Origin of the sequence: Salegentibacter sp., from assembly GCF_036568425.1 — a bacterium.
Taxonomy (GTDB): Bacteria; Bacteroidota; Bacteroidia; order Flavobacteriales; family Flavobacteriaceae; genus Salegentibacter.
Window position 1 is genome coordinate 1 of the sequence record NZ_DATCSO010000027.1, and the last position, 21,748, is coordinate 21,748.

Here is a 21,748-nt window from a genome sequence, read left to right on the forward strand (position 1 = left end):
GTCTTTATACTACACTCAAAGACTTAAGGTGGTTATGGCAACGGGGCTCACCTCTTCCCATTCCGAACAGAGAAGTTAAGCCCGTTAGCGCAGATGGTACTGCTATTTGTGGGAGAGTATGTCGCCGCCTTTCTTTTAAGACCCTTGCATTAAGTTGTAAGGGTCTTTTTTTTTGCATAATCTTGGGAGGTCCCGCTGCGTAGCGGGATTAATTCCCACAGCTTTGCATACTGCGTGCAAGGTTCTGGTATTCAAAAGGTGGTTATTTAATAGGTCGACGCCGCCTTTCTGCCAGCGGGCTTGCATTCTTTTAAGCGCTTAATTTATCAATCTCTTTATCTTTCTATCGCCAGAGGTTTTATAATCCCTCTCCGTATCCTGAATTTCAGAAGGATTTTAACCCAGTGAGAAAAATTCATCCAATAGGCGAAATGCACACAGGAGAATTAGAAACTTTTTCTTTATTATATCTGCGCCTGTGCCATGTGACAGGGCTATTAATGAATAGGGTGCTGCCCAGATAATGCTACCGGGAATTCCAACCGTATATAATGGGGTGGTACGGGGAAACTGAAAAAGGCAGGCATAGAATTCGGTAAATTGGTTACGGAAGAGAAAGTAGAAGCTATGGTAAAAGTTCTCCGGGCTATTGGTGCTGATGAGAAAACCCTGGAACTTCAACGGGAATTTTTCCAGGAAGCCGAAGAGCTAGCCGGACAGAAATAATGCATAGGAGGTTTAGGTTAATCAAATACTGCCTTTACTATAGTAAGAATTCCTTTAAACATTAGAAAAATAGCTGCAATAAAGGCTATGATACCAATAACCAGAACAGGAAAATACCAGGGGTGGTCCTGATTATTAAAGGCGGTAAACAAAACACTGGGGCCAATTAAAGATAGTGGTAATGCGATGCCAAGATATTTTAAACCTTTACCAAGTATCTTTTTGTTAGTATGCTTCATTGTTTTTTGTTTATTCTACAATATAAGTAGTGGTATCCACTTCTGAAAGATGAAAGTATCCAAAAGGATAATTTTCTTTATTGGTTTGGTTTATGACATTTCCTTTTACCGTTGCCGGTTGGGTTTCAAAAGGTCCTCCACTATTCTCCCCAATTTGAGCCCTTAGAATAAAGAGGTACTCATAATAGGATTTCGAAATACCGTACATCTCAATGTCTATAATATCTCCCGGTGTGATGTCTTCATTGGAATAGTATCCAAAAATCTGGTTACCATCAGTAAATTTGTCTTCATAAATTTCCAAACTTATTTTGTCATTTCTAAAGATAAAGAGATAGTAGTTAGGTTCATCAACAGGATCTGTATAAAATACTTTGACTTCAATCTCCTCTCCTGAAAAACCTCCGGTTTCCGTTTGCTCTATAAAGTCAATATCTGTAACGCTCATCATAGTTTCAGTTGCAGTGTAAACTTCATCATTATATACAATTTCTAATTCATAACTTTCCCCTAAATTGGGCTTAAGGTCTTCGTTGATATAGTAGCCTTCTGAAGTATGAATGAAGTTGTATTCAATACCTTCTTCAGAGATTATCTTAACCGTTGCATTTTCAACCGGTGGTATTTCTTCGTCATAAAAAGCTGCAGTTTCCGTTAGTCTAATTTGCTGAATATTATTTTCAGAACCCTTATAATAAAGAATTGAAGCTTCTACTACCAATCTAGCTTCGCTTTCATCTAAAGGGATATCCACTACATCTTCACAGGATGCAACGATAAAAATAAGAAAGAGACTGAATATTTTTAAAAGCGTTTTCATTTTTAAAAGCTAAAATTATAAGTAACAGAGGGGATAATTCCAAATAAACTAAGCCTGACCGCTTCGTTAACTCCGGTATCGCTATTTTCCTTAAAAGTAAGGGAATAGGCGTTTTTTCGGTTGTAAATATTGTAAATTCCAAAACTCCAGGAAGACTTGAAATCTTTTTCTGAAGAAATATTTGGGTTATAGTTAGCAGAAAGATCCAGCCTGTGATAAGCCGGTAATCTATTGCTATTTCTTTGTGAATAAACCGGCACTGTTATGTTCTTATAGTTGTACTGAGCAGTAGGAAATGTGGAAGGCAAACCGGTTTGGAAGTTGAAATTTGCATTGAGCTCCCATTTTTTTGAGACCTCATAACTGGCAGTAATACTTATATCATGGGTCTTGTCATAATTTGATTTGTACCAACCTCCGCTATTAATGCCGGTTTCTACTGGTGTCCTGCCCGGTGTTTTTTGTTCAGCCCTGGATAATGTGTACGCCAGCCATCCAGTAAATCTGCCTTCATTTTTCCTGAAGAGTATCTCCAGCCCGTAAGCCCTGGATTTTCCGTTTAGAATGACTCTCTCAATATTGTTATTCGCAATAAGATTTGCACCATTTACATAATCAATGCGGTTCCTAATTTTTTTATAGAAGGTTTCAGCCTCCAGGGAATAGGTGCCTTCCTTAAAATTTCTGAAATACCCAAATGCATACTGATCCAGGATCTGCGGGTCAATAAACGGGCCGCTTGGGGTCCACACGTCCAAGGGAGTAGGGGAACTTGTATTGGAGATTAGATGGAGATATTGTGCCATCCTGTTATAACTCGCCTTAACCGATTGATTATCGTTGAAGCTATAGGCAATGGAGAACCGGGGTTCAAAATTCCCAAAAGAGCTTATAATTTCATCACTTTCATATGTTTGCGTACCTATTGCTTCAGCTTCTTCATAAATATCGCGGTCTTCATTATAAACAACGGGAGTGTCATTTTCGTAGGTGCTAATTTCATCGGGGCCTAGCCGGTAGAACCCGCTATACCTCAAACCATATTCAGCCGAAATCTTGTTGGAGATGTTATGCTCTGCCGATAAATAGACCGCGGTCTCCACAGCATACTTATTTTTGAGTTTAAAATAATTTATTCCTGAAGTTTCGTCAATGGGTTCGATCTCTCCAGGGTTAAAATCATAATAGGTATTCTGAAGACCATATTTTAGCTGAAAGGTATCGTTTAAGTAATGGTCAAAATCATATTTAAGATTGATGTTTTTTATCCCGCTATCCCAGTTAAAACCAACAAATCCAAGAGTTAATCCGTAATAGTAATCACTGTAAATCACCGAGAGATTGGAAAATATATTAGTGCTGAAAATATGGTTCCACCTAAGGTTTAAAACAGTGTTTCCATAGGTATTTTTGAAATTCCTGCTTAGCGAAAAAACGTCTCTTCCAAAATATCCTGAAAATAGAAGCTTATTTTTATCGTCTAACCTATAGCTCAGTTTGGTGTTAAGGTCATAGAAATAAGCAGAATTCTCATTATCCGTAAATTTCAGAAAAAGATGTGCATATGAGCTACGGCCGCCAATTAGAAATGAGCCTTTGTCTTTTACTATAGGACCTTCGGCAAGCAGTCTGCTTGAAATCACACCAATTCCACCTTGCATTTTAAATTCACGACTATTGCCATCACGTTGATAAATATCCAAAACCGAAGATACTCTACCGCCATATTTTGCTGGTATTCCCCCTTTATAAAGTTTGAGATCTTTTATAGCATCAGGATTAAAAACTGAGAAAAAGCCGAATAAATGCGAAGAATTATAAATAGTAGCTTCGTCCAACAAAATTAGGTTCTGGTCTACAGCACCACCCCGAACGTTAAAACCGGAAGAGCCTTCTCCGGCATTTGAGACTCCCGGCAACAATAATAAAGACTTAATTACATCTACTTCTCCAAAAACCACCGGCATTTTCTTTATTGTATTTATGGAAAGCTTATTCAAGCTCATTTGCGGCTTTTGAATGTTAAGGCCATCAGAGCTTTGGTTTATGACTATTTCATCAAGAAATTCTGAGCTTTTGTTTAATTTAAAATTCAGACTGGTCTCGCTGGAGATCCTTATGTTTTCTGAAATGGTTTGAAAACCTAAGTATGAGATAACCAAATCATAAGTGCCTTCTGGTACTTTCAATGAATAAAAACCATATTCATTGGTAACTACTCCTGTGTTTAGGGAAGGAATGAGCACATTAACTCCTATTAAAGTCTCATTGCTGGAGGCATCGGTGATTGTGCCGCTTAGGGTATAGTTTTCCTGAGCAAAGCTTGTAAAGGCAAAGCAACAGGCTAAAATAAAAAGGCGAAAATTTTGTTTCAATTTTTGGGGTAAAGATAGAACAGGTTAATTCAAAATAAAAATGCTAAACATTTATTTAGGTATTGTTTAATGATCAAATGTTCAGTATTAAAAATAATAAAGCCGGAGATAATCCGGCTTTATTCAATTATTCTGATTTCACTATGCAATAATATTATTCAGGGTTTTGCTAGGTCTCATTGCATTGTTGGTGAGTTTTTCCTCAGGTTTGTAGTAACCGCCTATATCTACAGGAGATCCCTGGGCTGCGATCAATTCTTCATTGATCTTGTTTTCATTTTCTTTAAGGGTTTCAGCAAGTTGACTAAAGTGAGCTTTTAAGTCGGAATCTTTATCCTGGGCGGCTAGAGCCTGTGCCCAGTATAATGCCAGGTAAAAATGGCTACCCCGGTTGTCTATTTCATTCACCTTTCTTGAAGGGGATTTGCTGTTTTCAAGGAATTTATCTGTAGCATCATCAAGAGCTTCAGATAAAATAAGAGCTTTTTTGTTGTCATATTTATCTCCCAGGTGTTCCAGTGAAGCAGCCAGGGCTAAGAATTCTCCCAAGGAATCCCAGCGTAAATGTCCTTCTTCAAGGAATTGCTGTACGTGTTTTGGGGCCGAGCCACCTGCTCCGGTTTCAAATAAACCTCCACCGTTCATTAGTGGTACGATGGAAAGCATCTTAGCACTGGTGCCAACTTCCAGGATTGGGAATAAATCGGTTAAATAGTCCCGAAGCACATTTCCTGTAACTGAAATGGTATCTTTTCCTTCTTTTACTCTTTCCAATGTGTAACGGGTCGCTTCTGCAACCGACATTATTTCGATTTCGATATCGGAGGTATCGTGATCAGGAAGGTATTTATTTACTTTTTTGATCAATTCAGCATCGTGGGCACGGTTCTTATCAAGCCAGAAAACAGCAGGCATTCCTGATGCTTTAGCACGATTAACAGCCAGTTTTATCCAGTCCTGAACAGGAGCATCTTTTGCCTGGCACATTCTCCAGATATCGCCAGCCTCTACTTCGTGTTGTATAAGTGTATTCCCGTTGATATCAACTACTTCTACTGTACCGTCTGCCGGAATTTCGAAGGTTTTATCGTGAGAACCATATTCTTCGGCTTTTTGTGCCATCAAACCAACATTAGGGACTGTCCCCATGGTTGTAGGGTCAAAAGCACCATGTTTTTTACAGAATTGAATGGTTTCTTCATAAAGGGGAGCATAACTACTATCAGGAATTACTGCCTTTGTATCCTGAGTTTCATCATTTTTATTCCACATTTGCCCTGAGGTTCTTATCATCGCAGGCATTGAGGCGTCAATAATCACATCACTTGGCACGTGCAGGTTCGTTATTCCCTTATCTGAATTAACCATCGCAACATCTGGTCCATCCTCAAGATCCTTCTTGATAGCTGCTTCTATTTCATTTCTTTTCTCTGTTGGTAAATTATCCAATGCATTTATAACATCTCCAAGCCCACTATTTGGATCTCCTCCGGCTTTTTTAATGTCTTCTCCATATTTCTGAAAAACATCTTCGAAGAAAACTTTCACAGCATGGCCAAAAATAATGGGGTCAGAAACCTTCATCATGGTAGCTTTCATATGCAATGAAAATAAAACTCCTTTATCTTCGGCGTCTTTCACCTGTTCCTTTAAAAAAGCAACAAGTTTTTTCTTGCTCATAAAAGTCCCATCGATGATTTCTCCTTCCAAAAGAGCCAGGTTGTCTTTAAGAATCTTCTTCTCTCCTTCTTTTGAAGTAAATTCGATTTTTACCTTAGTTGCCTCAGAAAGCGTTACAGATTTTTCGTTTGCTTTAAAGTCACCGTCTTCCATTGTGGCAACATGTGATTTAGAATCTGAACTCCATTCGCCCATTTTATGAGGGTATTTTCTGGCAAAATTCTTAATGGCTTTTGGAGCTCTCCGGTCTGAATTTCCTTCTCTTAATACAGGATTTACTGCACTCCCTTTTACCTTATCGTATTTAGTCTTCACTTGCTTTTCTTCTTCGGTTGTTGGCTCATCGGGATAATCGGGGAGGTTATAGCCTTTTTCCTGTAATTCCTTTATAGCTGCTCTAAGCTGTGGGATTGAAGCACTGATGTTTGGAAGCTTTATGATATTTGCTTCGGGTTTTTTAGCGAGTTCTCCTAATTCGGCAAGGGCGTCACTGACTTTTTGATCGGCTTTAAGTTTATCTGGAAACTGAGCTAGAATACGACCTGCAAGGGAAATGTCTTTTGTTTCAAGGCTAACGCCGGCTGCCTTGGTATAAGCCTGGACTATCGGAAGAAAAGAGTAAGTTGCCAGGGCAGGTGCTTCATCTGTTTTGGTATAAATTATTTTTGCTTCTTGTGTCATTTTTTAATTTTTATCGGTATAATTTAGTAATGCTTAAACTTCAGAAACGCCCGTAGGAATCCCGGGCGTTATTGATATGTGCAATATAAGATTTTTCGGGCTTCTATCATAGTTAAGTTAAGACTTGCTATTAAGAGATTGGCGGGAGAAAAGAAGGCATAAAAAAGCCATTTCATCTTAATTGCTAAAATGAAATGGCTTCACTGAAGTATCACACAATCACCGAATGTTTAAATTCTTTAAAGGACAAAAGCCCTGGTGGGTGAACTTCAATTGAAAGCTTTTATTCGTATAAGCGAAAAAAACTTTCAGATGATGATTTTTATCTTTCAAACTATTCTTGCCATTGCAAAAAATGAGCGTTATATAGAAGATAAAAATCATATGTAAAGAATAAACTTTACATATTTTTTAAAGCTTAAAATCCTTTTGTCATTCAGCTTTAATATGAATTCCTGATACTAAATATACAAATAAAAAAGTCAATTTTCTCTAGTGATTTTGTTAAAATATTATCTCACCAATCCTTCAGGTTAAGCCATAAAAAAAGCCCCGAAAATCGGGGCTTTTAGATATATTGAAGAAAAATGAATTATCTTTTTGCTTCTTTAATACGGGCTTTCTTACCGGTAAGGCCTCTAAAGTAATAGATACGTGCTCTTCTTACTTTACCTCGTTTATTCACCTCAATCTTTTGAATTGCAGGTAGATTAACCGGGAAAATACGCTCTACTCCAACAGTACCACTCATTTTTCTAATGGTGAAAGTTTGAGAAGATCCAGATCCTCTTTTTTGAATTACCACACCTCTAAAAAACTGGGTACGGGTTTTTTGTCCTTCTTTAATCTCGTAAAATACGGTGATTGTATCACCGGCAGAAAATTCAGGAAAATCTTTTGTAGCTACGAATTCGTCCTGTACAAATTTAATTAACGATTCCATCGATATATTTTTAAGGTATAATCCAAAACAACATTCACGGTTTTCGCCAGAGGTTATTTTAGAATGAGTGCAAAATTACAAATATAAATTTTAAATGCAAGCAGGTGAAGGAGTTATTTTTCTGATTCATCCAGAAGATCCGGGCGAAGCTTCTTGGTTCGTTCCCAGGCCTGTTCTTCCCGCCATTGCTCGATTTTAGGGAAGTTTCCTGAAGTTAATACCTCCGGGACTTTCCAGCCTTTGTAATTTGCAGGACGGGTGTAAACCGGTGGCGCCAATAAATCATCCTGAAAGGAATCGGTTAATGCTGAAGTCTCATTTCCCAAAACCCCAGGGATAAGTCTTATAACCGCATCGCAAAGTACTGCGGCTCCAAGTTCTCCACCTGAGAGCACATAATCTCCAATAGAAATTTCTTTTGTGATAAAATGATCCCGAACCCGTTGATCAACTCCTTTATAATGACCGCAAAGAATAATAAGGTTTTGATGCATGGAAAGCTGGTTCGCCATTTTTTGTTCTAAACGCTCCCCATCAGGGGTCATATAGATTAGTTCGTCGTAATCTCTTTCGCTCTTAAGCTTCGTAATGCATTTATCAATTGGCTCTACCATCATTACCATTCCAGCGCCTCCGCCAAATTGATAATCGTCAATTTGTTTATAATTATCGGTTACGTAATCCCTCAGGTTGTGGAGATGAATTTCAACCAAACCCTTTTCTATCGCCCTTTTCAGTATAGAAGCCTCAAACGGACTTCGCAGCAAATCAGGGACTACCGTAATTATATCAATACGCATATGGTGATTTTTAGAGATTAAGGCCGAATATGATTAACTGTTAGAGTTTTTGTTGCGCTCATCCTGAAGCATTCTGCCGAGGCGTTGTTCTTTTTCAAGAGCTTTGCTACGGTAAAGATCAAATTCTTTTTCTGTTTCAGCTAAACGTTTACGTGCCTCACTGGTAGTAGCATGAGAGTTTTTATAACGGTATATAAAGAATAATAAGGCAATTAGTAAAATACCTACAATTCCCCACATCATTCCCATATAGCTACCTTTGCTCATAGGCATCCCAAGAAATTTGATAGCATCCTTTTCAGCATTTACTTTTTCCAGGTCTTGCTGAGTAGCCTTTAACTCTTCTTTGAGGGAATCAATCTCGGCAATTTGCTGGTTAGCTGTGTTTTTTTGAGTTTCTATTTCAGCTCGTAATTCATCGAAATACCGGTTTGTGTTGTTTTTCAATCTTACCAAGGCTTCATAATCAACAACTTTGTAGCCCTGGTAATTATTGGAGTTCTCAATAAGTTCATTGAATTCATCCTGAACAGGGTTTGTGTTTAAACTGTCCTGGGCATAAAACTGAAGGCTTAGCAGACTTAAACTTAAGATTGCGAAAATAGTTTTGTTCATTACTTTGGGGTTAAATGCATTAATTTATATGGACACAACGCCGGCCAGGATAACTTATTGTAACAATTTAAATCTTAATTCTAAATCGTTTATTTTTAAATTTTTGGGGCTGCGAAGTTAATGATAAAAAGAAAAAACCCACCAATAAAAGGTGGGTTAAGATTTAATAAAATTTCAGTTTATTCTAATAATAGGTGTATCTTCTTACTTTAGCAACATATTTTGCCAGTCTAACCACCTGGTGACTATAACCGTATTCATTGTCATACCATATATAAAGTACGATACTCTTACCATCTTTTGAAACTATAGTCGCTTTACTGTCATAAATTGCGGGAGCATTTGAACCAACAATATCTGATGATACCAGTTCATTATCCACAGCATATTTAATTTGTTCTACAAGTTCTCCTTCAAGGGCATGTTTCTTTAAGATAGCATTCACCTTGTCTATACTTGTTTTCTTTTGAATTTCCAGGTTTAGAATTGCAAGTGATCCGTTAGGAACTGGAACCCTTATCGCATTTGAGGTTAATTTCCCTTCAAAAACAGGTAATGCTTTAGCAACAGCATTTCCGGCACCGGTTTCAGTGATAACCATATTCAGGGCAGCAGCTCTTCCGCGTCGGTATTTTTTGTGCATATTATCTACAAGGTTCTGGTCGTTGGTGTACGCATGAATGGTTTCAAGGTGCCCTTTTTCTACGCCTAAAGAATCCTGAATCGCTTTTAAAACCGGGGTGATGGCATTGGTAGTACAGGACGCGGCTGAGAATATCTCGATCTCATCAGGATTGTATTCCTTATGGTTCACACCGTGAACTATGTTAGGGACGCCTTTTCCTGGTGCAGTTAACAGCACCCGTGAAGCTCCTTTAGATTTCAGATGTCGGCTAAGTGCTTCTTTATCGCGAAACGCCCCGGTATTGTCAATCACCAATGCATCCTCTATTCCGTATTTAGTATAATCAATATCTTCGGGCTGATTTGCAGAAATAATGTATACAGTAGTGCCATTAATTAGCAATGCTGAATTTTTTTCATCAATCGCCACGGTTCCTGAAAAGTCACCATGCACTGAATCGTTTTTAAGTAAGGAAGCCCTTTTCTCCAGAACGGTTCTATCTACTTTTCCTCTGGTCACTATTGCTCTAAGCCTTAATTGGTTCCCTTTCCCGGTACGGTTCATTAATTCGCGGGCTATAAGCCGGCCAATTCTACCAAAACCATATAGTACTACATCCTTAGGAACTAACTTGGTGTAATCCTTGGCATCTTTGAGTTTATGAGATACAAAGGCCATGGCATTACTGTACTTTTGATCTTCCAGGTGGAATTCATAAGTAAGTTTACCGATATCCAGTTTTGCTGGGGGCATTTTAAGGTCTTGAATAGCCTTTGCTATCTCTACCGAATCGAATATAGAGATAGGCTTTTGAACTACCTCTCCGGCATATTCGTGTAAATTAAGAATGTCACTTACATTCCGGTTTAAAAGTTGATTTCTGAAAAGAACAAGTTCAATAGACTTGTCATACCATAAGTCACTAACGATGTTGATAAATTCTACTGTGGCCCGGCGCCTGTTAGTCTGAAATGCCAGTTCCCTTTCGTAACCTTGATTAAAGCTCATTATTTTGTTGTGTGTTTTGTTTAAACTTGAGCAAAAGTATATATTTCAAACGTTTTCGTAAAGTATTTTTAGAATAAAAAAGCTCTCCTTTTGGAGAGCTTAATTTCTTTAAGGCTTAACAGTTTTTTAGCGCCATACTACCCGTTGTTTTTCTCCATTCCGGTCAATAAAACTAACTACGATAGATTCCGAAGTTTTTCTGTTTTTCATAATCCTTTCTACGTCTCCAATATTACTTACCTTTTGATTGTTAATGGCGGTAATTATAGTTCCTACCAACTCCTCTGATGGTAAATTGCTCATTAAGGTTCGTGAGATCTTAACTCCGTTCGGGGCATTATAGGCATCCAGTTCTTCCTGAGTAGCATTGGTTACTTCCAGTCCAATACTATTTACCCTGTAGATCTCGTTTTTCGTTAATCTCACATTTAGATCTCTTTCCCTGCCTTTTCTTAGAATTTTCACTCTTACCTCGTCATTAGGACGCTTGGAATTGATGTAGCCGGTAAGATCAGAAAACTTGTTGATAGTAATATTGTCTATCTGTCTTATGACATCTCCTTCCCGTATTCCTGCTTTTTCAGCGCCGCTACCAGAAGTTACTTCGGCTACATAAACACCTTGGGCTGTTTCAAGATCGAATTCTTCCGCAGCTTCAGGGGTTATACTTCCTCCTCTTATTCCCAATATTCCCTTCTGAACATCGCCGTATTCCAGGATGTCTTCTACTATCTTTCGAGTAATATTAGAAGGTACAGCAAAAGCATAACCAATATAGCTACCGGTTTGTGAGGTTATAGCGGTGTTTATTCCCACTAATTCACCATTAATATTTACCAGGGCACCCCCACTGTTGCCGGGGTTAATGGCGGCATCTGTTTGAATAAAAGACTGAGGGGTGGCATCATAAGTATTGAGGTCCCTTGCCTTAGCACTTATAATTCCGGCGGTAACCGTAGATTTAAGATTGAAAGGGTTTCCAACGGCCAGAACCCATTCACCAAGCCTAACATTGTTAGAGTCTCCAAAGGGAATATAATCCAGATCCTCAGCATCTATTTTTAATAAGGCGATATCAGTAGATTCAGCCACTCCTATGATTTCCGCTGTGTAATTTTTATTGTTATTCAAGGTGACTTCAACCTCACTTGCTCCTTTAATTACGTGATTATTTGTTACTATATAACCATCAGGAGAAATAATTACTCCGGAACCGGCACCTTGTAAGGCACGGCCGCCCTGATTTCCGCGATACAGATCCCAGATACTACGCGGGCCCTGGTAAACTGCAACATTTTTAACGTGAACCACTCCATTTACCGTGTTTTCAGCAGCTTCCGTAAAATCGGCATTAGTACCGTAAATCCTGCTACTGTAATTAGCCGGTATAAAATCTTGTGAAGTGGATTTCTCCTGAATAAACTGAGCTTGGGTTTCGGGCTCGATGAATAATTTGTAACTGCCAAGCGTTAGTACGCCTCCCAGTATTGAAACGATAAGTAAACTTGCAAATTTTTTCATTTTTCCAAACTGAATTTGAATGAAGTAAACATTAAATTAATTATTTTAATTTTGAACTTAAGACTTTTAACTGCCATTTAACAGCAGAAAAATCCGCTGTTTTATTGTATATTTGCATCCTTTTAGTTGCTACAAAATGACTCTTGATTTCTATAAATATCAGGGTACCGGTAATGATTTTGTTATTATCGATAACCGTACTCAATTTTTCTCCAAAAACAATACCAATTTGGTTAACTTTCTGTGTGACCGAAAATTTGGCATTGGTGCAGACGGTTTGATGTTGCTCGAAACTCCTGAAAATAAGGGAGATGATTTCAAGATGGTTTATTTTAATGCAGATGGCAACCAAAGTAGTATGTGTGGCAATGGAGGTCGCTGCCTGGTAGCCTTTGCGAAGTTTCTCGGAATCATTAAAGATGAAGCGCAGTTTACTGCCATTGATGGGTCTCATAAAGCCACTATTCGCAACGGGTTGGTGAGTCTGCAAATGCAGGATGTAAAAGCCATACAACAGGAAGGGAAAGACCTGTTCCTCGATACCGGATCTCCACATTATATCCAATTTACTACCTCCTTAGATTCCCTCGATGTCAAAAAACAGGGAGCTGCAATACGTTATAATCAGAAGTACGCACAGGAAGGAACAAATGTGAATTTTGTAGAACAGCTTAGCATAGACGAATATAAGGTAAGAACCTACGAGCGCGGAGTTGAAGACGAAACTCTCTCCTGCGGAACCGGGGTTACAGCGGTAGCAATTGCTGCCAGTGCTTCTAATAGGGCCCAGGGAGAAAGCGTGAAATTACATACCCTAGGAGGAGAGCTAAGTGTTACTTTCCATAAAGATGATAATGGATATAATGAAATATGGTTAACCGGGCCGGCGACACAGGTTTTTAAAGGAGAAATAGTATGCGAACTCTAAAAGGAAATAAGATATACCTCCGGGCCCTGGAGCCCGAAGATCTTGATTTCGTTCACGAAGTCGAAAATAATGAAGATTTTTGGGTGGTTAGTGCTACCCAATCTCCCTATTCCCGGTATATGATAAAGAAATACCTGGAGAATGCTCATCGCGATATATATGAAGTAAAACAGTTAAGGCTCGTTATTTGCGATTATAATCATACAGCGGTAGGACTAATAGATCTTTTTGATCTGGAACCAAAAGACAAAAGGGCAGCTTTAGGTATTCTAATTGCAGATCCAGCAGATAGGAAGAAAGGCTATGGAACCGAAAGTATTTCCCTTATTTGCAATTATTGTTTCAGACACCTGGCACTCCACCAGGTATATGTTAATGTCACCACCGATAATGAAGCCAGTATTAAATTATTCGAAAGCCTTGGGTTTACACGGGTGGGAGTAAAAAAAGATTGGATTTTTGTGGATAATAAATTTAAAGACGAAGCCCTTTATCAACTTATCAATAAATAATGTACATTAAAAAAATACTCGTTGTTGTTGCTATCTTAGGAATTATAGCCCTGGCGGGATTTAGCTATTATATTTATAACAGCATCTTTTCTTCTAATACCGAATTCTCTGAAAAACAAGCTGTTGTGTACGTTCCGACCGGAGCCGATTATCAAACGCTATTAGATAGTATAAAACCATTGGTTAAAAATTTTGAGTCATTCGATGCCGTTGCCAGAAAAAAAGGATATCATAATAATATCAGGGCTGGGCGTTTTGTGCTGGATAAAAATATGAACAATAACGAAATGGTTAATGCCCTGCGTTCCCGTAATAAACCTATAAACGTCACCTTTAACAATCAGGAGCGTTTGGAAAACCTTGCGGGTAGAATTTCCACACAGATCGAAGCAGATTCAGTCAGTCTAGTGGAAGCCTTTAAAGAAGAATCTTTTTTGAAGGAGAATAATTTTACCGAAGCCCAGGCTCTGGCCATGTATATTCCCAATAAGTACGAATTTTTCTGGAATACTTCTGCTGAAGAGTTCCGAAAGCGCATGAAGCGCGAATACAATAGATTCTGGACTCCTGAAAGAATAGAAAAAGCTGAAGCCATAGGCCTTTCCCCCAATGAAGTGACTGTTATCGCTTCAATTGTTCAGAAAGAAACGGCCAAAGTAGATGAACGGCCAAAAGTAGCCGGCGTTTACATGAATAGATACAAAAATGGCTGGAAACTGGATGCCGATCCAACAGTTATCTATGCGATTAAACACGAAAATCAAAATTTTGATACTATTATTAAAAGGGTATTGTATAAAGATCTTACCATAGATTCTCCCTATAACACTTATTTGTATAAAGAATTACCTCCCGGACCTATAAGCATGCCTGATATTTCCTCCATCGATGCGGTATTAAATTACGAAGACCATGATTACTTCTATTTTGTAGCCGATGTTCAGAATATGGGGTATCATAAATTTGCGAAAAACCTCGCACAACATAACCGAAATAAGCAGGAGTATGTGCGATGGATAAACAAACAAGGTATTAAGCGTTAAAGATATCTCAACTCTAATTTCATTAACTTTTTTATAACTCCTTGTTAGTAAGAATCTTAGCGTCTTGTTAATCTGTCCTAAGCTTTTGTGAATTGATTAACATCCTGTATATCAAATTATTAAAAATTGTTGTACATTTGCCGGGCGAATTTGAAGGGGGTATATGTCTTAAAATAAGCATAACCGTTATCCCTTCAGAAACCAAAAAGTAATGAGAAGGAAAGTTGCAAAATTTTCAATCTTGCCTGTTTTTGCAGGTAGTATGTTTTTTAGCTTTTCAACCAAAGAAGAGGCAAACCTGGAAATGTACTCCACCTCCAATCTGGATCTGGATTATACTGTGTCCTATGATGAGGATCCTGAAAACGATGAAGTCCTTACCGATTTACCTGTTCTCGGAAAATCTTATCTCGGTTTTAAAGAAGCTGTGGGCTTCAAAGAGTCTGGTGGACGTTACAGCGTTGTGAATGAATACGGGTATATGGGGAAATATCAATTCGGGAAAGGAACCCTTGAATTAATAGGGATTTATAACCCAAGCGAATTTCTTGACTCTCCCGAATTACAGGAAGCCGCATTTTATGCTAATGCTTCGCGAAATAAATGGATACTTATTAGAGATATAGCCCGTTTTGAAGGAAAAGTGATAAATGGGGTAGAAGTGACCGAATCCGGAATTCTGGCCGCAGCTCACCTTGCGGGGCCGGGAAGTGTTAAAAAATACCTTAGAAGTTGGGGGGCAAATGCCTTTAGTGATGCCTTTGGCACCAGTATCAGAAATTATATGAAGCGTTTTGGGGGATATGATACTTCTTTCGTTCATCCGGAACGCCGTGCTAAAGCTGTAGTTCAGCCTACCCGTACTTAAAATTCTTTCTGAATAATAAAAATAGCAGGCCTTTTATGAAGGTCTGTTTTTGTTTTCTTCCAATCCGAGGCGGTTTTGGTAATCACAAATTCTGAGGCTAAAGTGAGATCACAAGCTACACAAATTCTGGTTTCGGGATGTAGATTTTGAATCAGGTCTTCCAGCATTTTGTTATTGCGGTAAGGAGTTTCAATGAAAATTTGTGCCTGATCTTTTTCTGTAGAAAGTCTTTCCAGAAATTTAATCTCCTGTTTTCGTTCCTTTTTATCTATGGGGAGGTAGCCGTGAAAACTAAAACTTTGTCCGTTCATCCCACTGGCCATCATGGCAAGCAGAATTGAAGAAGGGCCAACAAGAGGGATTACCTGAATTCCTTCCCGGTGAGCTATCTTTACTATTTCTGCCCCTGGATCGGCAACTCCGGGACAACCGGCTTCACTCATCAGGCCCATATCCCGGCCTTCTTTACAGGCATTTAGAAATGTTGGTAGTTCAGCCGCTTCCGTGAATTTGTTAAGGCTGTGTAGAACTAGGGCTTGTTGGCTTTTTTCAGGTAGAAGTTGTTTGATATGTCTTCTGGCTGTTTTTTCGTTTTCAACGATGAGATCGTTTAAACCATCCAGAATATTTTTTACTTTCTCAGGAATTACATCGAGTGGATTTTCATTACCCAGCGTAGTAGGAATCAAAAATAACCTGCCAGAATATTTAAATGAAGTTTCAGACATTATTCTTCTTCCCTGTGAAGTTTCCTTGCTATATTTTCACAGGCTTCCTCTAGCATCTGGTAAACATTCTCGAACCCGTGATCGCCACCAAAATAGGGATCAGGAACATCAACGTTTTCGCCCGGGAAAATCTCGTTTAAAATAAGTTTAACCTTTTGTTTGTCTTCTTCATTACGGGCCAAAGAGATTACGTTTTCATAGTTTGAATTGTCCATCACATAAATATGATCGAAGTTGTCAAAATCTGAAGCGCTAAATTGGCGCCCGCGCTGGTCTGTGATGTCAAGATCGTATTTTTTGGCTACCGTAATCGATCTCTTGTCGGGCATTTCATCAATATGGTAATCCCCGGTTCCGGCAGAATCCACATGGAATTTATCCTGATCAATTTTAGACTTTAGAATACCTTCGGCAAGGGGTGATCTGCAAATATTGCCGAGGCACACCATTAATACCTTGGTTTTCATAACTAGAGTTTTTTATGCTGTAAGTTTTTTGCTGAGATCTTCAACAAATTTTTTGAATTGTTTGTCCGTCGTGGCCAGATTATCAACCGTCTTACAGGCGTGCAATACCGTGGCATGGTCTCGTTTTCCTATTTGCGAACCTATGCTGGCTAAAGATGCCTTGGTGTATTTCTTGGCAAAGAACATCGCAAGTTGTCTCGCCTGCACGATATGGCGTTTCCTGGTTTTAGACTGAAGGGTTTGCACATCCATCTGGAAATAATCGCTTACCACTTTCTGAATATAATCTATGGAAACTTCCCGCTTGGTATTTTTTACGTAATTATCTACAATCTTTTTAGCGAGCTCCAGCGTGATGTCTTTTTTATTGAAGGAAGAGTGGGCGATAAGGGAAATTATAGCGCCTTCAAGTTCCCTGATATTGGTCTTGATGTTATTGGCCAGAAACTCTACGATGTCTTCGGGCATTTCTACCCCGTCGCGATAAAGCTTGTTTTTTATGATAGAAACGCGGGTTTCAAAATCAGGATGCTGCAACTCTGCCGAAAGTCCCCACTTAAACCTTGATAACAATCTTTGTTCAATATCCTGCATATCTACAGGAGCTTTGTCACTCGTCAGGATTACCTGCTTTCCATTTTGGTGCAAGTGATTAAATATATGAAAGAAAACATCCTGGGTTCCTGCTTTCCCTGAAAGTAGCTGAATATCATCTACAATAAGAACATCAATTATCTGGTAAAAATGGATAAAATCGTTTCTGTTATTTTTCTTTACCGATTCGATATACTGCTGGGTGAATTTTTCCGCAGAAATATAAAGGACGGTTTTCTCGGGATATTTATCCTTTATCTGAACCCCAATTGCGTGTCCCAAATGGGTTTTTCCTAGTCCAACCCCTCCGAAAATCAGTAGCGGATTAAATGATGTTCCTCCCGGTTTGTTAGCGACGGCCATCCCTGCAGATCGTGCTAACCTGTTAGAATCACCTTCCAGAAAGTTCTCGAAATTATAACTTGGGTTTAACTGAGACTCGATTTTTACATTTCTTATTCCGGGAATTACAAAGGGATTCTTTAATTCCGGGTTTTTATTTTTAATAGGAACATCTACTTCCTGGGATGCCATATTGGATCTTTGAGTACTTGGAATTTTCTCTGTAAAAGGGAGTTTATTGCCATAGGTATTCTCCATTTTAATAACATATACCAGTTTTGCTTTCTCCCCCAGTTCCCGGGTAAGCGATACTTTTAGAAGCTTTACATAATGCTCCTCGAGCCATTCGTAAAAAAATTTGGAAGGCACCTGAATGCTTAACGCACAATCGGTAAGTTTTACTGCTTGTATAGGCTCAAACCATGTCTTGTAGGCCTGAGGTGTGATGTTATCTTGTATAAAAGCCAGACAGCTATTCCAAACTGATTGCGCAGTTTTCGACATGCTTTGTTGTACGTTATTTATGGGTTAGTAGTTAGTTACAATGGGCGAACGAAAGTGTTTAAGCTTCCGATCTTGGTGGAACAAATATGTGAACAAAAAATGTAAAAAAAAAACCATTTGGGGGTTGAATTTTAAGAAAATTTTATGCATACTTAAATCCGCTTATGAAAGTACAAAACCTTGTTCTATTAACCTATTAAATCTTTATGAAAAGCCATAATAGTTTTGTTAAAGTTAGATATGCCGAGACCGATCAGATGGGGGTGGTGCATCACGGAAATTACGCGCAATACCTTGAGATTGCTCGCATTGAGTGGTTAGAGAAACTCGGGATTTCATATAGAACTATGGAAGAAAACGGGATGATGTTACCGGTTTATTCGATGGAATTTCGTTTCTTAAAACCGGCCTTTTTTGGGGATGAACTGGAAATTATAACCCGACTCAAAACGCTCCCAAATGTTAAAATTGAATTTGATTATGAAGTGTTCAACAAAGAGGGAGATTTGCTTACTCAGGCTTCAACAGTTTTGGTTTTTATGGACTCAAAAACAAGGCGGCCTGTTAGGTGTCCTGAATATATCCTGAAAAAATTAAAAGATTAATCTTCGAGCCTTTTTATCTTAACCTTATAAGTGGTATCGAATTTTTGAAAAATACTTTCGGCCTCTTTTTTTCTTACTGAAATTCTAATCCTGCAATCCAGTTCCAGTTTCTGCTCAATGATGTTAAGGTCATTTTCCTTGATGATGCGCATCACGGTATTCATCTCAGGGTAATCAAATTTTATTTCAAATACTTCATCAATAGTCCTGGTCACAATCTTTGATTCCTCCAGGGCCATTTGCGCTGCAGTTTTGTATGCGTTTATCAGGCCGCCTACCCCTAGTTTCACTCCGCCAAAATAACGGACTACCACAATTAGAACATTGGTGACCTCAAAAGACTGAATTTGGCCGTAGATGGGCATTCCGGCTGAATTGGATGGTTCTCCATCGTCATTGGCACGATATTGAACTTCTTCTTTTCCCAGCTGCCAGGCATAACACCAGTGGCGTGCCTTATGATGTTTGTTTTTTAATTCTTCCAGATGTGCATTGATCTCTTCTTCGGTTTTAACCGGAAAAGCATAGCCAAAAAACTTAGAATTTCTGTCTTTAAAAAGTACTTCTGGCGAGGCCTTGGTTATGGTCTTGTAGGTATCTTTCATTTACTGGGAGTTTGCCACTAATAAAATACTAATTATCGCTAAAATAAGTCCGATCCAGTTTTTTCTTAAGAGTACCTCCTTAAAGAAAATTATTCCTACCAGGGTTGAGGCCAGGACGATACCCACATGATTCAGGGTGAAAAGTACTGAATTTTCAAATCCCGGACTTCGAAGCGCCATCACCAGAAAATAAATAGAAAAATAATTGGGTATACCTAAAGCTATTCCGCCTGCAAGGCTTTTCCAACTGAGCTTGAGTTTTCCTGAGATGGCTTGGATAATGATAATAGATGTTCCAATAGCTCCGGCTACGGCGAATATACTGGTAGAAAACAAACCTACATCGGTTTCAGATACGTAAAAATTTTCCAGAAAATTAAGACTGGTATCTATAATTCCACTGCCTAAAAATACCAGAAAGGGGAAAATGAGGTTTTTCTTCTTGATCTTCAGACCTTCTTTTTTCTTTATCGAACTCAGGTATACTGCTGCCAGGGCAAGCACAATTCCTAACAGCTTCATGAATCCGGTGCTTTCATGGTAAATAAAAATTCCGAAGAAAACCGGCAAAGCCACCGACATTTTTGAGGCTATAGATACAACCGCCATTCCACTTCGTTGGGTGGTAATAGCTGCAAGATAAAATACAGTTATGAACAGAGCTCCCAGGAAAAGTGATCCCGGAAACCAGATTTCCGAAGGGATTCTTATCAGGTCATCAGTGCTTTCAATATAACCTACAAAACCTACCGTACAGGCGATGAAATAATTTACGATAATTGCCTGCAAGGTATTCACCCCGTATTTCTGATAAAGTTTAAAGACCACAAATATTATGGTGGAAGAGAGTATGCTGAGGAGCAGATAGATCAAAACAATTCCTTTTTAGCGGTGAAAAGATCAATCACATCTTCCCGGGTAGGTTCGATATTCCAGGTGTGAATGCCAAGTGCTTCGGCAGCCTTCGTGTTTTCGATGGTGTCGTCTATAAAAAGACATTCTTCAGGCTCCAGTTTATTTTTCTTTAAGACGAACTCATAAATTTCGGCATCAGGTTTTCTGAAGTTGATCTCGTGTGAAAGGTAAAAGGCATCAAAACAAGTCTTGAAATCTTCATAAAACGGCACATTTTCCTTTACCCAATCTATATGGATCTCGTTGGTATTGCTCAAAAGGATGAGCTTATAATCTTTTTCTTCTGAAAGTTTTTTCAGAAACTGATAGCGGTATTCGGGGAAATCTATCAATATCGCGTTCCAGGAGTTCACAAAGATCTCTGCTTCCAACTGCTTGAATTCCTCCTGGTAGGTAGTGATAAACTTGTCGGAGCTTACCAGGCCTTTTTCATACTTGCGATTGAGTTCCAGAATATCTTCTGTAAGATCTTCAATGCGGTGTTTTCGCATCTCCCTAAGGGTTGCGGATTTGTCAAGGTTTATAAAAACATCTCCAAAATCGAAGATAATGGCTTTAATCATTGATATATATTTTCAGGTTATCGCACCCGATGTTTTTTTCTGAAATTATTTTTTCTGAAAATACTGGGGCTTTAATTCCTTTTTGTAGTTGAATTTTTCCGGTAAAGACCCTGGCTTCATCCCAAAGGTCGGCATCGATAAAAGTTTGAAGCGTCTTAGCTCCACCTTCAATTATTACCGATTGAATTTCAAGGCTGAAAAGCACTTCACAGATCTGCTGGGTAATTCCCCTGGTGAAATCTATAGTTTTAAAGATCAGGTTCTTTTTTGAAGTGGCCTTTTCGCTGTTCTTTGTAAAAACGATGGTTTTTATCCTGCCATCAAACAGGGTAGAGTCCTTTGGAATCCTGAGGTTGCGGTCCAAAACGATTCTCAGGGGATCAGGGCCGTTCCATAGTCGGGTGTTAAGCCCTGGGTTGTCGGCCACTGCGGTTTGGGTGCCAACCATAATACCTTGTTCTTCACTGCGCCATTTGTGCACAAGTTGCTTGGTATACGGCTTTGTGATCCAAACCGGTTCACGCTTTTCTTGCTTCTCGGGAGCAATAAAATTATCCTGACTTTGGGCCCATTTCAGAATTATATAAGGCCTGTTCTTTTGATGAAAAGTAAAAAAACGTTTATTAAGAATCTGGCATTCCTGTTCAAGAATTCCTACATGTACCTTGCATCCGGCATCCAGCAGTTTTTTAATTCCCCTCCCTGAAACTTCAGCAAAAGGATCAACACTTCCAATTACAACTTTTTTTATGCCTTTTGCAATTATTAGATCGCTGCAGGGTGGGGTTTTTCCATAATGGCTGCAGGGTTCCAGGCTCACATAAATAGTGCTGTGCTTTAATAAGGATTCATCCTTAACAGATCTGATGGCAAGCACCTCGGCGTGCGGTTCTCCCGCAACACGGTGCCAGCCTTCGCCAATAATCTTATTTTTGTAAACGATCACGCTCCCCACCATAGGATTGGGATAGGTGGTTCCCAGTCCGTTTTGGGCCAGTTGGATGCATCTTTTTATGTATTTTTCGTGTATATTCACCCCGC

The 21,748-nt window shown here is 38.9% G+C and carries 21 protein-coding genes and 1 rRNA gene; 6 read left to right on the forward strand and 16 right to left on the reverse strand.

Annotation, left to right across the window (positions count from 1 at the left end; genetic code table 11):
* The first annotated feature begins 24 nt into the window (after positions 1-24).
* A 5S ribosomal RNA gene (gene rrf / locus VIM94_RS02990) occupies positions 25-133 on the forward strand.
* 610 nt (positions 134-743) lie between these two features.
* Here rrf and VIM94_RS02995 read toward each other — a convergent pair.
* The 9 genes from VIM94_RS02995 to VIM94_RS03035 all read right to left on the reverse strand — a co-directional run bounded on the left by VIM94_RS02995 (position 744) and on the right by VIM94_RS03035 (position 12,033).
* Complete coding sequence (locus VIM94_RS02995) at positions 744-965, reverse strand: DUF6095 family protein (RefSeq protein WP_332037809.1); 222 nt, start codon at positions 963-965, stop codon at positions 744-746.
* A 10-nt stretch (positions 966-975) separates the two neighbouring features.
* The gene (locus VIM94_RS03000) at positions 976-1,785 is read right to left on the reverse strand and encodes a DUF4249 domain-containing protein (protein WP_332037810.1); all 810 of its coding nucleotides are present in this window, start codon (positions 1,783-1,785) and stop codon (positions 976-978) included.
* Between the two features lie 2 nt (positions 1,786-1,787).
* Positions 1,788-4,160, reverse strand: a complete 2,373-nt coding sequence (locus VIM94_RS03005; RefSeq protein ID WP_332037811.1) for a TonB-dependent receptor — start codon at positions 4,158-4,160, stop codon at positions 1,788-1,790.
* Between the two features lie 141 nt (positions 4,161-4,301).
* A complete protein-coding gene (locus tag VIM94_RS03010; RefSeq protein WP_332037812.1) occupies positions 4,302-6,521 on the reverse strand; it encodes an NADP-dependent isocitrate dehydrogenase in 2,220 nt (739 codons plus the stop codon).
* Between the two features lie 592 nt (positions 6,522-7,113).
* The gene (gene rplS / locus VIM94_RS03015; RefSeq protein WP_093405349.1) at positions 7,114-7,464 is read right to left on the reverse strand and encodes a 50S ribosomal protein L19; all 351 of its coding nucleotides are present in this window, start codon (positions 7,462-7,464) and stop codon (positions 7,114-7,116) included.
* Positions 7,465-7,577: 113 nt separating this feature from the next.
* Positions 7,578-8,264, reverse strand: a complete 687-nt coding sequence (trmD, locus tag VIM94_RS03020) for a tRNA (guanosine(37)-N1)-methyltransferase TrmD (RefSeq protein WP_332037813.1) — start codon at positions 8,262-8,264, stop codon at positions 7,578-7,580.
* A 33-nt stretch (positions 8,265-8,297) separates the two neighbouring features.
* Entirely contained in the window at positions 8,298-8,879 is a 582-nt protein-coding gene (locus tag VIM94_RS03025) for a hypothetical protein (protein WP_332037814.1), read from the reverse strand.
* A gap of 184 nt (positions 8,880-9,063) precedes the next feature.
* A complete protein-coding gene (locus VIM94_RS03030; protein WP_332037815.1) occupies positions 9,064-10,512 on the reverse strand; it encodes a glyceraldehyde-3-phosphate dehydrogenase in 1,449 nt (482 codons plus the stop codon).
* A gap of 126 nt (positions 10,513-10,638) precedes the next feature.
* Positions 10,639-12,033: a trypsin-like peptidase domain-containing protein gene (locus tag VIM94_RS03035; RefSeq protein WP_332037816.1), complete on the reverse strand. Its 1,395-nt coding sequence runs from the start codon at positions 12,031-12,033 to the stop codon at positions 10,639-10,641.
* A 136-nt stretch (positions 12,034-12,169) separates the two neighbouring features.
* Between VIM94_RS03035 and dapF the strand changes: the two genes are divergently transcribed.
* The 4 genes from dapF to VIM94_RS03055 all read left to right on the forward strand — a co-directional run bounded on the left by dapF (position 12,170) and on the right by VIM94_RS03055 (position 15,384).
* A complete protein-coding gene (gene dapF / locus VIM94_RS03040) occupies positions 12,170-12,961 on the forward strand; it encodes a diaminopimelate epimerase (protein WP_332037817.1) in 792 nt (263 codons plus the stop codon).
* Complete coding sequence (locus VIM94_RS03045) at positions 12,949-13,473, forward strand: GNAT family protein (RefSeq protein WP_332037818.1); 525 nt, start codon at positions 12,949-12,951, stop codon at positions 13,471-13,473. The genes dapF and VIM94_RS03045 overlap by 13 nt, the downstream gene beginning before the upstream one ends.
* Entirely contained in the window at positions 13,473-14,516 is a 1,044-nt protein-coding gene (gene mltG / locus VIM94_RS03050) for an endolytic transglycosylase MltG (RefSeq protein ID WP_332037819.1), read from the forward strand. The genes VIM94_RS03045 and mltG overlap by 1 nt, the downstream gene beginning before the upstream one ends.
* Positions 14,517-14,727: 211 nt before the next feature.
* Positions 14,728-15,384: a peptidoglycan-binding protein LysM gene (locus VIM94_RS03055; RefSeq protein WP_332037820.1), complete on the forward strand. Its 657-nt coding sequence runs from the start codon at positions 14,728-14,730 to the stop codon at positions 15,382-15,384.
* Here VIM94_RS03055 and VIM94_RS03060 read toward each other — a convergent pair.
* From VIM94_RS03060 to dnaA, 3 genes are read right to left on the reverse strand one after another with little or no spacing between them, the layout of a single operon-like run.
* Positions 15,381-16,112, reverse strand: coding sequence for an SAM-dependent methyltransferase (locus VIM94_RS03060; RefSeq protein WP_332037821.1), 732 nt, complete (start codon positions 16,110-16,112; stop codon positions 15,381-15,383). The genes VIM94_RS03055 and VIM94_RS03060 overlap by 4 nt on opposite strands.
* Positions 16,112-16,579, reverse strand: coding sequence for a low molecular weight protein-tyrosine-phosphatase (locus VIM94_RS03065; RefSeq protein WP_332037822.1), 468 nt, complete (start codon positions 16,577-16,579; stop codon positions 16,112-16,114). Before VIM94_RS03065 ends, VIM94_RS03060 begins: the two co-directional genes overlap by 1 nt.
* A 12-nt stretch (positions 16,580-16,591) precedes the next feature.
* Positions 16,592-18,019, reverse strand: coding sequence for a chromosomal replication initiator protein DnaA (dnaA, locus tag VIM94_RS03070; RefSeq protein WP_332037823.1), 1,428 nt, complete (start codon positions 18,017-18,019; stop codon positions 16,592-16,594).
* Positions 18,020-18,225: 206 nt separating this feature from the next.
* Here dnaA and VIM94_RS03075 point away from each other — a divergent pair, with 206 nt between their 5' ends.
* Positions 18,226-18,624, forward strand: a complete 399-nt coding sequence (locus VIM94_RS03075) for a thioesterase family protein (protein WP_332037824.1) — start codon at positions 18,226-18,228, stop codon at positions 18,622-18,624.
* Here the strand turns inward: VIM94_RS03075 and VIM94_RS03080 are convergent.
* The 4 genes from VIM94_RS03080 to ribD are packed head-to-tail and all read right to left on the reverse strand — an operon-like array spanning position 18,621 to position 21,743.
* A complete protein-coding gene (locus tag VIM94_RS03080) occupies positions 18,621-19,229 on the reverse strand; it encodes a YigZ family protein (RefSeq protein WP_332037825.1) in 609 nt (202 codons plus the stop codon). The genes VIM94_RS03075 and VIM94_RS03080 overlap by 4 nt on opposite strands.
* Complete coding sequence (locus VIM94_RS03085; RefSeq protein WP_332037826.1) at positions 19,230-20,102, reverse strand: EamA/RhaT family transporter; 873 nt, start codon at positions 20,100-20,102, stop codon at positions 19,230-19,232.
* Complete coding sequence (locus tag VIM94_RS03090) at positions 20,099-20,707, reverse strand: HAD family phosphatase (RefSeq protein ID WP_332037827.1); 609 nt, start codon at positions 20,705-20,707, stop codon at positions 20,099-20,101. Before VIM94_RS03090 ends, VIM94_RS03085 begins: the two co-directional genes overlap by 4 nt.
* Positions 20,700-21,743, reverse strand: a complete 1,044-nt coding sequence (gene ribD, locus VIM94_RS03095; RefSeq protein WP_332037828.1) for a bifunctional diaminohydroxyphosphoribosylaminopyrimidine deaminase/5-amino-6-(5-phosphoribosylamino)uracil reductase RibD — start codon at positions 21,741-21,743, stop codon at positions 20,700-20,702. The genes VIM94_RS03090 and ribD overlap by 8 nt, the downstream gene beginning before the upstream one ends.
* Positions 21,744-21,748 lie beyond the last annotated feature (5 nt).

Coding starts and splice junctions, on each gene's coding strand:
- VIM94_RS02995 (WP_332037809.1), bottom strand. CDS start 965: ATGAAGCATACTAACAAAAAGATACTTGGTAAAGGTTTAAAATATCTT.
- VIM94_RS03000 (WP_332037810.1), bottom strand. CDS start 1,785: ATGAAAACGCTTTTAAAAATATTCAGTCTCTTTCTTATTTTTATCGTT.
- VIM94_RS03010 (WP_332037812.1), bottom strand. CDS start 6,521: ATGACACAAGAAGCAAAAATAATTTATACCAAAACAGATGAAGCACCT.
- rplS (WP_093405349.1), bottom strand. CDS start 7,464: ATGGAATCGTTAATTAAATTTGTACAGGACGAATTCGTAGCTACAAAA.
- trmD (WP_332037813.1), bottom strand. CDS start 8,264: ATGCGTATTGATATAATTACGGTAGTCCCTGATTTGCTGCGAAGTCCG.
- VIM94_RS03025 (WP_332037814.1), bottom strand. CDS start 8,879: ATGAACAAAACTATTTTCGCAATCTTAAGTTTAAGTCTGCTAAGCCTT.
- VIM94_RS03030 (WP_332037815.1), bottom strand. CDS start 10,512: ATGAGCTTTAATCAAGGTTACGAAAGGGAACTGGCATTTCAGACTAAC.
- VIM94_RS03035 (WP_332037816.1), bottom strand. CDS start 12,033: ATGAAAAAATTTGCAAGTTTACTTATCGTTTCAATACTGGGAGGCGTA.
- dapF (WP_332037817.1), top strand. CDS start 12,170: ATGACTCTTGATTTCTATAAATATCAGGGTACCGGTAATGATTTTGTT.
- VIM94_RS03045 (WP_332037818.1), top strand. CDS start 12,949: ATGCGAACTCTAAAAGGAAATAAGATATACCTCCGGGCCCTGGAGCCC.
- mltG (WP_332037819.1), top strand. CDS start 13,473: ATGTACATTAAAAAAATACTCGTTGTTGTTGCTATCTTAGGAATTATA.
- VIM94_RS03055 (WP_332037820.1), top strand. CDS start 14,728: ATGAGAAGGAAAGTTGCAAAATTTTCAATCTTGCCTGTTTTTGCAGGT.
- VIM94_RS03060 (WP_332037821.1), bottom strand. CDS start 16,112: ATGTCTGAAACTTCATTTAAATATTCTGGCAGGTTATTTTTGATTCCT.
- VIM94_RS03065 (WP_332037822.1), bottom strand. CDS start 16,579: ATGAAAACCAAGGTATTAATGGTGTGCCTCGGCAATATTTGCAGATCA.
- dnaA (WP_332037823.1), bottom strand. CDS start 18,019: ATGTCGAAAACTGCGCAATCAGTTTGGAATAGCTGTCTGGCTTTTATA.
- VIM94_RS03075 (WP_332037824.1), top strand. CDS start 18,226: ATGAAAAGCCATAATAGTTTTGTTAAAGTTAGATATGCCGAGACCGAT.
- VIM94_RS03080 (WP_332037825.1), bottom strand. CDS start 19,229: ATGAAAGATACCTACAAGACCATAACCAAGGCCTCGCCAGAAGTACTT.
- VIM94_RS03090 (WP_332037827.1), bottom strand. CDS start 20,707: ATGATTAAAGCCATTATCTTCGATTTTGGAGATGTTTTTATAAACCTT.